The organism is Glycomyces sp. NRRL B-16210 (assembly GCF_000719515.1).
Classification (GTDB): Bacteria; Actinomycetota; Actinomycetes; order Mycobacteriales; family Micromonosporaceae; genus Glycomyces.
In genome coordinates, this window is record NZ_JOGR01000019.1 from 21354 (window position 1) to 34067 (window position 12714).

The 12714-nt window shown below is 71.5% G+C and carries 12 protein-coding genes; 8 read left to right on the plus strand and 4 right to left on the minus strand.

Annotated features, from left to right (window positions below):
- Positions 1 to 2: 2 nt before the first annotated feature.
- From IF12_RS0122015 to IF12_RS0122030, 4 genes are read left to right on the plus strand one after another with little or no spacing between them, the layout of a single operon-like run.
- Positions 3 to 674 (plus strand): hypothetical protein, encoded by a 672-nt coding sequence (locus IF12_RS0122015; RefSeq protein WP_051704762.1) that lies wholly within the window; start codon positions 3 to 5, stop codon positions 672 to 674.
- Positions 671 to 1801 (plus strand): CbiQ family ECF transporter T component, encoded by a 1131-nt coding sequence (locus IF12_RS0122020; protein ID WP_081913849.1) that lies wholly within the window; start codon positions 671 to 673, stop codon positions 1799 to 1801. Before IF12_RS0122015 ends, IF12_RS0122020 begins: the two co-directional genes overlap by 4 nt.
- The gene (locus IF12_RS0122025; RefSeq protein ID WP_030162384.1) at positions 1798 to 3447 is read left to right on the plus strand and encodes an ABC transporter ATP-binding protein; all 1650 of its coding nucleotides are present in this window, start codon (positions 1798 to 1800) and stop codon (positions 3445 to 3447) included. The genes IF12_RS0122020 and IF12_RS0122025 overlap by 4 nt, the downstream gene beginning before the upstream one ends.
- A complete protein-coding gene (locus IF12_RS0122030) occupies positions 3431 to 4258 on the plus strand; it encodes an ECF transporter S component (RefSeq protein WP_051704763.1) in 828 nt (275 codons plus the stop codon). Before IF12_RS0122025 ends, IF12_RS0122030 begins: the two co-directional genes overlap by 17 nt.
- Before the next feature lie 8 nt (positions 4259 to 4266).
- Here IF12_RS0122030 and IF12_RS0122035 read toward each other — a convergent pair whose 3' ends face one another.
- On the minus strand, positions 4267 to 4581 hold the full coding sequence (locus tag IF12_RS0122035) for a cupin domain-containing protein (protein ID WP_030162388.1): 315 nt from the start codon (positions 4579 to 4581) through the stop codon (positions 4267 to 4269).
- 56 nt (positions 4582 to 4637) lie between these two features.
- Between IF12_RS0122035 and IF12_RS0122040 the strand changes: the two genes are divergently transcribed.
- Positions 4638 to 4925 (plus strand): helix-turn-helix transcriptional regulator, encoded by a 288-nt coding sequence (locus IF12_RS0122040; protein WP_030162390.1) that lies wholly within the window; start codon positions 4638 to 4640, stop codon positions 4923 to 4925.
- 12 nt (positions 4926 to 4937) lie between these two features.
- On the opposite strand, the gene IF12_RS0122045 is transcribed toward IF12_RS0122040, so the two are convergent.
- Positions 4938 to 5600, minus strand: a complete 663-nt coding sequence (locus IF12_RS0122045; protein ID WP_030162392.1) for a formylglycine-generating enzyme family protein — start codon at positions 5598 to 5600, stop codon at positions 4938 to 4940.
- A 152-nt stretch (positions 5601 to 5752) separates the two neighbouring features.
- Between IF12_RS0122045 and IF12_RS0122050 the strand changes: the two genes are divergently transcribed.
- Positions 5753 to 6100 carry a DoxX family protein gene (locus IF12_RS0122050; protein WP_030162394.1) on the plus strand — a complete coding sequence of 116 codons (348 nt, stop codon included), beginning with the start codon at positions 5753 to 5755 and terminating at the stop codon, positions 6098 to 6100.
- 48 nt (positions 6101 to 6148) lie between these two features.
- On the opposite strand, the gene IF12_RS0122055 is transcribed toward IF12_RS0122050, so the two are convergent.
- Positions 6149 to 6619 (minus strand): carboxymuconolactone decarboxylase family protein, encoded by a 471-nt coding sequence (locus tag IF12_RS0122055; RefSeq protein WP_030162396.1) that lies wholly within the window; start codon positions 6617 to 6619, stop codon positions 6149 to 6151.
- Positions 6620 to 6810: 191 nt separating this feature from the next.
- On the minus strand, positions 6811 to 10353 hold the full coding sequence (dnaE, locus tag IF12_RS0122060; RefSeq protein WP_030162398.1) for a DNA polymerase III subunit alpha: 3543 nt from the start codon (positions 10351 to 10353) through the stop codon (positions 6811 to 6813).
- 330 nt (positions 10354 to 10683) lie between these two features.
- Here dnaE and IF12_RS0122065 point away from each other — a divergent pair, with 330 nt between their 5' ends.
- Together IF12_RS0122065 and IF12_RS0122070 are read left to right on the plus strand one after the other, a co-directional pair.
- The gene (locus IF12_RS0122065) at positions 10684 to 11664 is read left to right on the plus strand and encodes a DUF4192 domain-containing protein (protein ID WP_030162400.1); all 981 of its coding nucleotides are present in this window, start codon (positions 10684 to 10686) and stop codon (positions 11662 to 11664) included.
- 294 nt (positions 11665 to 11958) lie between these two features.
- A complete protein-coding gene (locus IF12_RS0122070) occupies positions 11959 to 12567 on the plus strand; it encodes a molybdenum cofactor guanylyltransferase (protein WP_051704764.1) in 609 nt (202 codons plus the stop codon).
- Positions 12568 to 12714: the final 147 nt, after the last annotated feature.

The following is a 12714-nucleotide window of genomic DNA, read 5'->3' on the forward strand; positions in this document are numbered from 1 at the left end:
GCATGTCCCGTAGCGAACGAACCGCAGGCAGCGCCCGCCACCACGGCGGGCGCCGCCTGCGCGCCCTCGCGCCCCTCAGGCGCCCTTGTATCGGCGGCGCCGCCGCCTCGCTGCTCCTGGCACTCTGCCTCCTCACGCTTCCGGCCGCGCCCGCCGCCGCGCAGGAGGCCTGCGCCGGGGTGACCGTGGTCGTCGACTTCGGCCCGCTCGCCCCCGGACCGGCCACCGGGTGCGCCGTCGATCCCGCCAACGGCCTCGACGCGCTCGCGGGCGCCGGCTTCTCGGTCACCGAGGTCGCCTCCATCCGCGGCATGGTCTGCCGCATCGACGACCTCCCCGAGACCGGCTGCGGCGGTTCGCCTCCCGCCGACGCCTACTGGTCCTACTGGCACGCCGAACCCGGCGACGCCGAATGGACGTACGCGATGGTCGGCGGCGCCGACGCCTCGCCCGACGCGGGCGACCTCGAAGGCTGGGCCTTCGGCGACGGCTCCGCCCCGCCCGCGCTCACCCCCGCCGAAGCGGCCGCGACCCCCACCGCCGAAACCCCCGACGGCGGTGCCTCCGCTGACGAGGGCACCGGCCCCAACCGGACCTGGATCCTCGCCGTCGCCGCCCTCGCGCTCATCGTGGGGATCGTCGTCGGGCGGGTCCGACACGACCGGCGCCCATGAGCGTGCCCGCGCGAGCGCCCGTGCGGCCCACCGCGACGCACCCGGCCCCCGCGCGCCGCCGCACCGCCCACCCGGTCGCCTGGTGGGGCTGGGCGCTCCTGCTCGCCACCACCGCCGGGCGCACCGCCAACCCCTGGCTCCTGCTGCTCATCGTCGCCGTCGCCGGCCTCGTCGTCACCTTCTGCCGCGGCGACGAGCCCTGGTCGGGCGCCTACCGCGTCTTCCTCCTCATCGGGCTCACCGCCGTCGCCGTCCGCATGGCCTTCTACATCGTCTTCGGCGGCTCCGACGGCCCCACCGTCCTGTTCTCCCTGCCCTCGACGACCCTCCCCGACTGGGCCGCGGGCTTCCGCCTCGGCGGGAACGTCACCGCCGAAGGCGCCCTCGCCGCCGCCTACGACGGCCTGCGCCTGGCCACCCTCCTCGTCTGCGTGGGCGCGGCCAACGCCCTCGCGAGCCCGCGCCGCCTCCTGCGCTCGGTCCCGGCCGCCCTGTACGAGGTGAGCGTCGCGGTCGTCGTCGCCCTCTCCGTGGCCCCCCAGCTCGTCGCGGGCGTCGGGCGGGTCCGCCGCGCGAGGGCCCTGCGCGGCAACACCAACCGCAGCCCCGCCAACCTCATGCGCACCGTTGCCGCGCCCGTCCTCCACGACGCGCTCGACCGGTCGCTCGCGCTCGCCGCCGCGATGGCCTCGCGCGGATACGGCCGCGCCGCGGGCATCCCGGCCCCGGCCCGCCGCGCCACCGGCGCGGCCCTCCTCTTCGGACTCCTCGGCCTCTGCGCCGGCGCCTACGCCCTCCTCGGCGCGGCGACGCCCGCACCGGTCGCCTGGACGCTCCTCGCCGCCGGCGCCGCGGCCGCGGTCTTCGGGATCGCCTTCGCCTCCAAGCGGGTCCCCCACACCCGCTACCGGCCCGACCGCTTCGGCCCGCTCGACTGGGCGGTCCTCGCCTCCGGCGCGGCGGCCGTCGTCGGCACCGTCCTCAGCGGCCTGACCGACTCGGCGGCGCTGTGGCCCGCGACGAACCCGCTCGCGGTGCCGGACCTGCCGTTGTGGGCCGCCGCCGGCGTGCTCCTCGCCGCCGCTCCCGCGGCCCTCGTGCCGTCGACGCCGAAGGGAACCACATGAGCGCCTTCGAGAACACGGGCACCGGCCAAGTCCGTTTCGACCACGTGACCTTCGCCTACGAGACCCGCCCGATCCTCGACGACGTGACCTTCGCGCTCCCCGAAGGCGAGTTCTGCCTGCTCGTGGGCCCCACCGGCGCGGGCAAGTCCACACTCCTCAAGGCCGTCAACGGACTCGTCCCCCACTTCACCGGCGGCACCATACGCGGGCGCATCACCGTCGCCGGACGCGACGTGCGCGGCTCGACCCCCGCCGACCTGGCCGACCTCGTCGGCTACGTCGGCCAAGACCCCCTGGCCGGGTTCGTCACCGACGACGTCGAACTCGAACTCGCCTACACCGCCGAGCAACTCGGCCTCGACCCCGCCGCGATGCGCAAACGCGTCACCGAGATCGTCGACCTCCTCGGCCTCGCCGACGTCCGCCACCGCACCCTCGCCACCCTCTCCTCCGGGCAGCGCCAGCGCGTCGCCATCGGCGCGGCCCTCGTCGCCGGGCCCGCCGCGCTCGTCCTCGACGAGCCGACCTCCGCGCTCGACCCGACCGCGGCCGACGAGGTGCTCTCGGCGCTGCACCGCCTCGTCCACGACCTCGGCGTCACCGTGCTCCTCGCCGAGCACCGGCTCGAACGCGTCGCCCAGTACGCCGACTCGGCGCTGCTCCTCAACGGCGGCAAGGTCACCGCCGGACCCGTCGGCGCCGTCCTGGCCGTCTCCCCGGTCGCGCCGCCGGTGGTCGAACTCGGACGCCTCGCCGGCTGGCCGGGCCCGCCGGTGACCATCCGCGAGGCCCGCAGGCACGCCGCCGGGCTCCGCGCGGCCCTCACCGGCCGCTCCCCCGCTGCGCGATCCGAGGCCGTCCCGCCCGGGCCGCCGCTACTCGAGGCCCAGGGCGTCACCGTCGACCATCCGGGCGTGCGGGCCGTCAACGGCATCGACCTCGCCGCCGCCCGCGGCGAACGCATCGCCCTCATGGGCCGCAACGGGTCCGGCAAGTCGAGCCTGCTGTGGGCCTTGCAGGGCACCGGGAGACGCTCGGGCGGCCGGGTCGCCGTCAACGGCGCCGACCCGGCGTCCCGCAGACCGGGCGAGCGGCGGACCCTCGCCGGGCTCGTCCCCGCCGAGCCCGCCGACCTCCTCTACGCCGAGACGGTCGCGGCCGAATGCGCCGGGGCCGACGACGACGGCCGCGCGCCGCGCGGGACCTGCGCGAAGATCCTCGCCGACCTGGTCGAGGACGTGGACGACGCGACGCACCCGCGCGACCTCTCCGAGGGCCAGCGGCTCGCCCTCGCGCTCGCCGTGACGCTCACGGCCGCACCGCCGCTGCTGCTGCTCGACGAGCCGACGCGTGGCCTCGACTACCCGGGGAAGGCCGCACTGGCCGACCGGTTGGGGCGACTCGCCGAGGCCGGGCACTGCGTGGTGGTGTCGACCCATGACGTGGAGTTCTGCGCGGAGTTCGCCAGTCGCGTCGTGATCCTCTCGGACGGGGAGGTGGTGGCGGACGGCCCGGCGGGGCGGATCGTCGCGGCCTCGCCGATGTTCGCCCCGCAGGTGGACAAGATCCTTCCCGGCTGGTTCACCGTGCGGCAGGTCGCGGAGGCGTTGGGGGAGAGCGGGACCGGCGATGACGAGCGGCACTGAGGGCACCGGGGCGCTGGCGCAGGAGGTCGCGGCGCCGCGTCCGCGGGTGCGGTGGCGGGCGAGGCTCGCGCTGGTGCTGGCGGCGGGGTTCGGGCTGGTCGCCATGTCGTGGCCGCTGCTGACGACGCCGGGTGGGGCGCTGACCGAGACCACTTCGGGCCCTTGGCTGTTCGCGTTGCTGCTGCCGCTGGTGACGGCGGCGGTGCTCATGCAGTTGTCGGACGGGGGCCTGGACGCGCGGGCGGTGGCGATGCTCGGCGTCATGTCCGCCGTGGTCGCGGCGGTGCGCCCGTTCGGGGCGGGGGCGGCCGGGGTCGAGACGGTGTTCTTCCTGATCATTCTGGCGGGCAGGGTGTTCGGTGCCGGTTTCGGGTTCATCCTGGGCTGCACGGGGCTGTTCGCCTCGGCGCTGTTGACCGGCGGGGTGGGTCCGTGGATGCCGTTCCAGATGTTCGCGGCGGCGTTCGTGGGGCTGGGCGCGGGCCTCTTGCCGCGCACGGGCACCGACACGCGCGGCGGCAGGGCCGCCGAGCTGGTGCTGCTGGCGGCGTACGCGGTGGTCTCCTCGATCCTGTACGGGCTCTTGCTGAACCTGTCGTTCTGGCCGTTCGCGATCACGCAGGGGAACCTGGCGTACGTGCCGGGCGGCGGGATCGGAGAGAACCTGCCGCGCCTGTTCGCCTATTCGCTGGCGACCTCGCTGGGCTGGGACATCGGGAGGGCGATCACGACGGCGGTGCTCATCGCGTTGACCGGGCCGCTCCTGTTGCGGGTCCTGCGAAGGGCGGCCCGCAGGGCCAACTGGGTCTGATCCGGGGTTCAGCCCGCGGGGTAGAAGACGAAGAGCCTGCAACCGGTGGCGGACTGCGGCACGTGGCTGGAGCCGGCGGGGCAGTGGATGAACGATCCGGCGGGGTAGTCGCGGACGCCGTCGTTGAACACGCCGGAGACGACGAAGACCTCTTCGGGGCCGGGCTCGTGCACGTCGAGGTGGGGCCATGCGGCCCCCGGCGCGATGTCCACGACGTAGCTCTTGCTGTCGGAGGGCCCCTCCCACAACCGGCGCAGGGTGATGCCCTCGGTGAACCGCTGCACCGGCACGTCGTCCACGTGCGCCCAGACCATGTCGGTCATCGTTCCTCCATATATCAGTGCCTGATGATGTATAGATCATATATCATCGATTCCTGATGGATTACCGTGACGTGGACGACCGCCTGTTCGACATCGGCAAGGCGTTGAGCTGCCGCATCCGCCTGGCGCTGCTGCACACGCTCGCGGCCGGCGACGCGTCGGTGGGCGACCTGGTCGCGGGCACCGGTTCCACCCAGCCGAACGTGTCGAACCACCTGGCGGTGCTGCGGGAGGCCGGTCTGGTGGCGGCCGACCGGGACGGGCGCGTGGTGCGCTACCGGTTGGCCTCGCCGCGGGTCCGCGACCTGGTCGAGGCGCTCGGGGCCGTCAACGCCGACCGGTGACCGCCCGTTCCATCACGCCGGCTCCGGCCGGACCGTTCGCGCGAGGCGGAAGCCGAGGTCTTCGATCCTGAGGATGGGCATGGTCCGGCGGCGCACCCCGGCCCGGCAGGACCAGTGCTCGTCGAACCAGCCGCCGCCGCGGATCACCCGGTAGTCGCGGTAGACCTCGGCGTCGTAGACGTCCCAGCACCATTCCCAGGCGTTGCCGAGCATGTCGTGCAGGCCCCACGCGTTGGGCTGCTTGCGGCCGACCGGGTGCGGGCGCTCGTCGCTGTTGCCGCGGTGCCAGGCGATCGCGTCGAGGTCGCCGTAGCGCGGGCCGGTCGTGCCGGCCCGGCAGGCGTACTCCCATTCGGCCTCGGTCGGCAGGCGGTAGCCGTCGGCCGTGCGGTCCCAGTCGACCGCCTCGCTGTCGGTCTCGTCGGGCGCGACCCGGTAGGCCGGCCGCAGCCCTTCGCGTTCGGACAGGGCGTTGCACCAGCGCACGGCGTCGAGCCAGGAGACGTCCGCGGCCGGCAGCGCCCCGTCGCCCGCGAACCGCGCACCCGTGACCTCGGCGTACGCGTTTCGCGTGACCGGTCGATCCGCGAGCAGGAACGGTGCGAGCGCCACAGTCCAGCTCCGTTCGGTGCGCCGGTCGGTGAGCGTCACGGTCCCGGCGTCGATCGCCTTCATCTGTGCGTGCACCCGCGAAGCCTAGGCGCTCGACGCCGCGAGACCGCCGTTTCAGTGGCGCGCGCCACTTTCCCGGTCTTCGTGTCACGTTCGCGGCGGCCCGCGGTTCTACCGGTTGTCAGCATCCCCGCCGAACGAACCGGAGCAGTCCCATGACCATCGCCTACTTCATCGTCACGATCTTCGCCGCCCTGTGGATCGGGTTCTCGGCGTACTCGATCTTCGCCGGGGCCCCGTACGTGGTCGGGCCGCTCGCCGAGTACGGGGTGCCGCGGTCGTGGTGGGCCTGGCTCGGGGCCGTCAAGGCCGCTGGGGCGCTGGGCCTGCTCGTGGGCCTGTGGGTGCCGTTCATCGGCCTCGCGGCCGCGGTCGGCCTGGTCCTGTACTTCATCGGCGCGGTCGCGACCGTGCTGCGGGCCCGCAAGTACAAGATGGTCGTCGCGCCGCTCATGTACCTGGCGCCGGCGGTGGCCGCGCTCGTGCTCGGCGCGCTCGTTTGAGAACGGGAGCAGGGCCCGCGCCTGGCGCGGGCCCTGTCGCCTGTCGGGCTACTTCGTCCACTGCTCCGCGAAGGAGACGCCGACCTTCGGGTTGGCGATGAGGGCCAGCGGGATGAAGTACCCGATCTGGCCGAGCACGCCGGTGAGGACGATGATCTCTTTGTCGCTGAGGTGCTTCGCGGCCTCGGCGAACAGCTCGTCGCTGACGCGCTCGCCGGTCGGGTCGGGCGTGTGCACGGCCTCGGCCAGGGCGAGGGCCGCCCGCTCGGCGTCGGTGAAGTAGGGCGCGGTCCGCCAGGAGGCGACGGTGCCGAGGCGCTCGGGCGTGTCGTCGGCGCTCTGGAGCGGGCGGGCGGTGAGGTAGGCGCTGCCGAGGATCTGCCCGACGCGCAGTTGGACGAGCGTGACGAGGGTGTCCGGGAGCACCCCTTCGGCGTTCGCCTTGTTCACGGCCGCGGCGATCTCGTCGGCGGCGGGCAGGTGCTGGCGCGGGTTCTCGATACGAGGCGTGGTGGTCATGGCGGTGTTCCTCTCCGGTGGTTCCGATTCACCCCCATGACGGATCGCGGAGCGCAGAGGTGACCGCCCCGGCCGGGAACCGAACATGACCCCGGTCACACCATCACAACCCTCGACCGAGGCGCGCCCCCTGGAACCACAAGACGAAAGACCCGGCCGCGAGTTCGCGACCGGGCCTTTCACGTAGCGCCTTATCCGACGACCGCACCGGCGCCGAGGAGGGCCTTCAGGTCGGCGGAGAGTTCGACCGAGGGCCGCACCCGCCACGCGTCGCCGAGGGCGAGCATCGTGACCTTGGGGCCGTTGGCGAGCTGCACCCGCACCTGCGCCTCGCCGCGGTGGGTCTTGAACGTGTCGGAGAGCTTCTCGATGAGCGCGGGGTTCACCGCGGCGGCCCGCAGCGCGAGCGTGATCGGCGCCGAGTTCGCCTCCGGTCCGGTGGAAGTGTCGAGGACCGCGAGATCCTGGGCGATGAGCTGCGCGGTCCCGTCGCGCCGGTCGAGCTTGCCCTTGACGCAGCACACCAGGTCGTCGGCGAGCGAATCCGACACCAGCTCATAGGTGTTGGGGAAGAACCGGACCTCGATCGACCCCGCCAGATCCTCCAATGTGGCCGAAGCCCACAGCTTGCCCTGCTTGGTGACCCGCTTGGCCACGTTCTGGAGGATTCCCGCAACGCGCACGTTCGCGCCGTCGGGGATCTCCTCGCCGTGCAACGCCGCAATGGGACGGTCCGCATTGGATGAAAGGAGGCGTTCGAAGCCGTTGAGCGGGTGGTCGGACACGTACAGGCCGAGCATCTCCCGCTCGAACGCGAGCTTGTCGCGCCGCTCCCACTCGTCGTCGGCGATGGTCAGGTCCACCCCGAGCGTCTCGGTGGTGTCGGGCATCATGCCGCCGAACAGGTCGAACTGACCGCGCGCCTCCTCCTTCTTGATGGAGACCATCGCGTCGATCGCCTTCTCGTGCACCTCGGCCAAGCCCCGGCGCGCGTGCCCGAGCGAGTCGAACGCCCCGGCCTTGATGAGCGACTCGATGGTGCGCTTGTTGCACACCGGCGCGGGCACCTTCTGCAAGAAGTCCTTGAAGTCGGCGTAGGCGCCCTTCTCCTCACGCGCCTCGATGATCCCGGCGACGACGTTCGCGCCGACGTTGCGGACCGCGCCCATGCCGTAGCGGATGTCCTCCCCGACCGGGTGGAACACGTGCCGCGACTCGTTGACGTCCGGGGGCATGACGGTGATGCCCATCTTGCGGCACTCCGAGAGGTACACCGCGGCCTTGTCCTTGGAGTCGCCCACCGAGGTCAGCAGCGCCGCCATGTACTCGGCCGGGTAGTTCGCCTTCAGGTAGGCCGTCCAGTACGACACGAGGCCGTACCCGGCCGCGTGCGACTTGTTGAACGCGTAGCCGGCGAAGGGGAGCATGATGTCCCACAGGGTCTTGATGGCCTCCTTGCCGAACCCGTTCGCGAGCATTCCCGACTCGAAGTCGCCGAACATCTTCTCCAGGACGTCGACCTTCTTCTTGCCCATGGCCTTGCGGAGCGTGTCGGCCTGGCCCATCGTGAAGCCCGCGACGCGCTGCGCGATCTTCATGATCTGCTCCTGGTAGACGATCAGGCCGTAGGTCTCGGCGAGGATCTCCTCCAGCGCTTCGGCCAGCTCGGGGTGGATCGGCGTGATCTGCTGGCGGCCGTTCTTGCGGTCGGCGTAGTTGTTGTGGGAGTTCGCCTCCATGGGGCCGGGCCGGTACAGGGCCAGCACCGCGACGATGTCGTTGAACTCGGTGGGGCGCATGCGCTTGAGCAGCTCGCGCATGGCGGTGCCGTCGAGCTGGAACACGCCGAGGGTGTCGCCGCGGGCGAGCAGCTCGTACGCCTTCGCGTCGTCGGTGGAGAGGGTGTCGAGGTCGATCTCGACGCCCTTGTTGATCTTGATCGCCTCGACCGCGTCCCCGATCACCGTCAGGTTCCGCAGGCCCAGGAAGTCCATCTTCAGCAGGCCGATGTCCTCACAGGAGGGATAGTCCCACCCGGTGATGATCGAACCGTCCGGCCTGGCCCACATGGGGATGCAGTCCGCCAGCGGCTGCGAGGACAGGATGACCGCGCAGGCGTGGACGCCCGCGTTGCGGATCAGCCCCTCCAGACCCAGCGCGGTGTCGAAGATCTGGCGGACCTCGCCGTCGCTCTCGATGAGGCTGCGGACCTCGCCGGCCTCCTTGTACCGCGCGTGGTCGGGGTCCAAGATCCCCGACAGCGGGATGTCCTGGGCCGCGACCGGCGGCGGCAGCGCCTTCGTGATCCGCTCGGCGATCGAGAAGCCGGGCTGTCCATGGTGGACTCGAGCGGCGTCCTTGATCGCCGCCTTGGTCTTGATCGTGCCGAAGGTGATGACCTGGGCGACGAACTCCTTGCCGTACTTCTCGGTCGCGTACGTGATCATCTCGCCGCGGCGGCGGTCGTCGAAGTCGATGTCGATGTCGGGCATCGAGACGCGCTCGGGGTTGAGGAACCGCTCGAACAGCAGGCCGTGCTCGATCGGGTCGATGTTCGTGATCCGCATCGCGTACGCCACCAGCGAACCGGCCGCCGAACCGCGGCCCGGGCCCACGTAGATCCCGATCGACCGGGCGTGGCTGATGAGGTCGGCGACGACGAGGAAGTACGACGGGTAGCCGGCGGTGATGATGACGTCGAGCTCGAGCGCGGCCCGCTCCAGGTACTCGGCCGGGACCTCCCCGCCCCGGAAGCGGTCCTTGAGGCCCGCCGTGACCTGCTCGCGCAGCCAGCTGCCCTGGTCGTGCCCCTCGGGGACCTCGATGACCGGCATCCGGTCGTGCACGGCGAAGATCTCGTCGTAGGACTCGACCATCTCGGCGACCAGCAGCGTGTTCGCGCAGCCCTCCTGCCACAGCTCGTCGCTGCGCACCCCGTACATCTGCTCGGCCGAGCGCAGGAAGTAGCCCTCGCCGTCGAACTTGAACCGCTTCGGGTCGTCGAGCGTCGAGCCCGACTGGACGCACAGCAGCGCCGCGTGCGTGTCCTTCTGCGCCTCGGTCACGAAGTGGGAGTCGTTCGTGACCAGCGGCGGGATGCCCATCTTTCGGCCCAGGTCGTACAGCTCGTCCTTGACGCGCTGCTCGATCTGGTTGCCGTGGTCCATGATCTCCAGGAAGTAGTTCTCGGCCCCGAAGATGTCGCGGTAGTCCGAAGCCGCCTGGTAGGCCTCGTCCATCTGCCCGAGCCGCAGCCGGGTCTGCACCTCTCCCGAGGGGCAGCCGGTGGTGGCCACGATCCCGCTCGCGTTCGCGGCGATGAGCTCGCGGTCCATGCGCGGCTTGTAGTAGTAGCCCTCGAAGGAGGCGGCGCTGGAGAGGCGGAAGAGGTTCCGCAGGCCGGTGGCGTCGCGGGCGACCATCGTCATGTGCGTGTAGGAGCCGGCGCCGGAGAGGTCGTCGCCGCGCTGGCTCGGCTCGCCCCACCAGACGGGCTTCTTGTGGAACCGGTCGTGCGGCGCGAGGTAGGCCTCGATGCCGATGATCGGCTTGACGCCGGACTTCTTGGCCTCCTGGTAGAAGGCGTAGCCGCCGTACATGTTGCCGTGGTCGGTCATGGCGATGGCGGGCTGGCCGAGCCGACCGGCCTCCGCGAACAGCGGTTTGAGTTTCGCGGCTCCGTCGAGCATCGAGTATTCGGTGTGCACGTGCAGGTGGACGTACTGGTTCGACACGCTTCGCTCCCGCTTTGACCTGTGAATATGTCCCCGACGGGCTCCGGCGCGACGCGCGGGCGGTGCAGTGGTGCGCGGTGGTGGCGCGTCTTCGGCGGCACTGCTGCGGCGCGTCTTCGGCGGCCCGGTTCAGACCTTCTAGCCTAGTCCGCCGCGCCGGGCAGCCGCGCCGGCTCCGCCCTCGTGAGGCTCTCGCCGAAACGCGCATCCGCACAATCCCGATATCACACGCACCCAAACCCCACCAACTTATCCACAGGCCCGATTCGGTTATCCACAGGCCAAAAATTAATTCTTGCCAGTAGTTGACATGTGACGGACAGTTGATCCATGAACATGACACAAGCGAGAATCCGCCTCAACGGCCCCACAGACCTCCTGACGACGGTCCCGCTGCTCCTGGGTTTCCACCCCGCGGACAGCCTCGTGGTGGTGGGCCTCATCGGCGGCGAACTCCAATGCACCTTCCGCGTGAACCTGCCCGGTTCGGCCGATCATCTCGAGCACCTGCCGGACCTGACCACGCAGTTGAGCGTCAACAACTGCGACGGGTGCGTGGTGATCGGCTACGGCGAGAAGGAGGTCGCGGAGGCCTCGGTCGAGCGCGCGGCCGTGCGGTTCCACGCGGCGGGCGTCGAACCGCTCGACAAGCTGCGTGTGTCGCGGGGCCGCTGGTTCAGCCTCACCTGCGACGAGCCGTGCTGCCCGCCCGAGGGACTGCCGGTCCCGGAGTCGTCTGCGGCGTCGTGCGAGGTGGCGGTCGCGGGCGGGTACGCGGAGACGGATCGCACGGCGATCGCCGACCAACTGGCCCCGGCCTCGCCGGGCCGGAGGGCGGCGGTGGAGAAGGCGGTGGCGGCCACGCTCGCGGCGGAGGCCGAACTCGACTGGGCCGCCCAGCGCTCGCTCGACCTCCACGCGATCGACCACTGGATGGCGGCCACGGCGCTGCCCGGCCCGGATGAGATCGCGATGGTGGGCCTGGCCTTGGGCGACCTGGACATCCGCGACTACGCGCTGCGGCGCATCAACTCGGGCCAGTTCGAAGGCAACCGGGTCGACCTGTGGATCTGGGTGACCAGGCACATGGGCGAGGACCTCCTGGCCCCGGCCGCGACGGTGGCGGGCTTCGCCGCCTACAGGTTCGGCAACGGGGTGCTCGCCCTCGAATGCCTCGAACTGGCCCTGCGGTCGAGCCCGCACTACCGGCTCGCGCTGATGCTCATGGCGGCGCTGCAATCGGGAATCCCGCCGGCGGCGCTGTCGAAGGTCGGCTGCGGCGATAGGGAGGAAGCAGAGGTCAAGGACTGATCCAACGCAGCGCCAGACCCAAAGACCCGGCAGAACCCGAAGCGAAAGACCACCGACCAGAAAACCACGGGCGAAGGGCGAAGAAGAACGGGAAACGGCGAAGGGCGGCCGACGGCCGACGGTGAACAGCGAACAGCGAACAGCGAACAGCGAACAGCGAACAAGAAACCAAAACAACCCACGAAAGGAGCGGCCGATGAACGAACCGATGAGGCGCCGAAAGCGCCGCAGGCGAGGCCGGCGGTACTCGGGCTCAGAACCCCGGGATACAGGAGTCCTGGCTAGTCTGTGGGCATGGGTGAGTTCCCGAGCAGTTACGCCGCGATCGTTCTGGTCGGCGGCAAGGCCCGGCGATTCGCCGGGTGCGCGAAGAGCGAATTGGTCGTCGGGGGTGCGACGCTCCTGGAGCGGGTGCTGTCCGCGAGCGAGTCTGCGGCGGCGAGGGTGGTCGTGGGCGCGAGGCCCGCCGAGGCCGCGCCCCTGCCGGACGGGGTGCTCCAGGTGATGGAGGACCCACCGGGCTCCGGCCCTGCCCGGTCGGTGGCCGCGGGCCTCCTCCAGGTGCCCGACGGCTGCGACCGGGTGGCGATCCTCGGCGGCGACCTGCCGTTCATGTCGGCGGACGCCTTGCGGCTCCTCCACGATCGCATGAGCGAGGCGGGGTCGGAGACCGGCGCGGTGTTCTGCGATGACGCGGGGCGCAGGCAGTGGCTGTGCGGCCTGTGGCCGGCAAAGCCGGTCCGGCAGAACGCGGCGGAGATCGAACCTGGCGCCCCGGCGAGACACCTGTTCACCGGGATCGAAGTCGAGTCCGTGAGCTGGGACCAGGCGGGTCCGCCCCCCTGGTTCGACTGCGACACCCCGGACGACCTCGAACAAGCCCGCAACTGGGCCGCAGACTGAACCGCGGTTCGGGCACGACCCGAACCGCAAGGACGGTCAACGACGACCGTCGGCCGCTCGCCCCAAAGCGACGGCCCTCAACACCGTGCACGACAACGACTTCCGGGCGGGTGGGCGCGGGGCGGGGTGGGTGGGGGAGGGGGGGGG

Bases quoted from the DNA above. Each gene is read 5' to 3' on its own strand.
- IF12_RS0122015 (WP_051704762.1), top strand. From the start codon at position 3: ATGTCCCGTAGCGAACGAACCGCAGGCAGCGCCCGCCACCACGGCGGG.
- IF12_RS0122020 (WP_081913849.1), top strand. From the start codon at position 671: ATGAGCGTGCCCGCGCGAGCGCCCGTGCGGCCCACCGCGACGCACCCG.
- IF12_RS0122025 (WP_030162384.1), top strand. From the start codon at position 1,798: ATGAGCGCCTTCGAGAACACGGGCACCGGCCAAGTCCGTTTCGACCAC.
- IF12_RS0122030 (WP_051704763.1), top strand. From the start codon at position 3,431: ATGACGAGCGGCACTGAGGGCACCGGGGCGCTGGCGCAGGAGGTCGCG.
- IF12_RS0122035 (WP_030162388.1), bottom strand. From the start codon at position 4,581: ATGACCGACATGGTCTGGGCGCACGTGGACGACGTGCCGGTGCAGCGG.
- IF12_RS0122040 (WP_030162390.1), top strand. From the start codon at position 4,638: ATGGATTACCGTGACGTGGACGACCGCCTGTTCGACATCGGCAAGGCG.
- IF12_RS0122045 (WP_030162392.1), bottom strand. From the start codon at position 5,600: ATGAAGGCGATCGACGCCGGGACCGTGACGCTCACCGACCGGCGCACC.
- IF12_RS0122050 (WP_030162394.1), top strand. From the start codon at position 5,753: ATGACCATCGCCTACTTCATCGTCACGATCTTCGCCGCCCTGTGGATC.
- IF12_RS0122055 (WP_030162396.1), bottom strand. From the start codon at position 6,619: ATGACCACCACGCCTCGTATCGAGAACCCGCGCCAGCACCTGCCCGCC.
- IF12_RS0122065 (WP_030162400.1), top strand. From the start codon at position 10,684: ATGAACATGACACAAGCGAGAATCCGCCTCAACGGCCCCACAGACCTC.
- IF12_RS0122070 (WP_051704764.1), top strand. From the start codon at position 11,959: ATGGGTGAGTTCCCGAGCAGTTACGCCGCGATCGTTCTGGTCGGCGGC.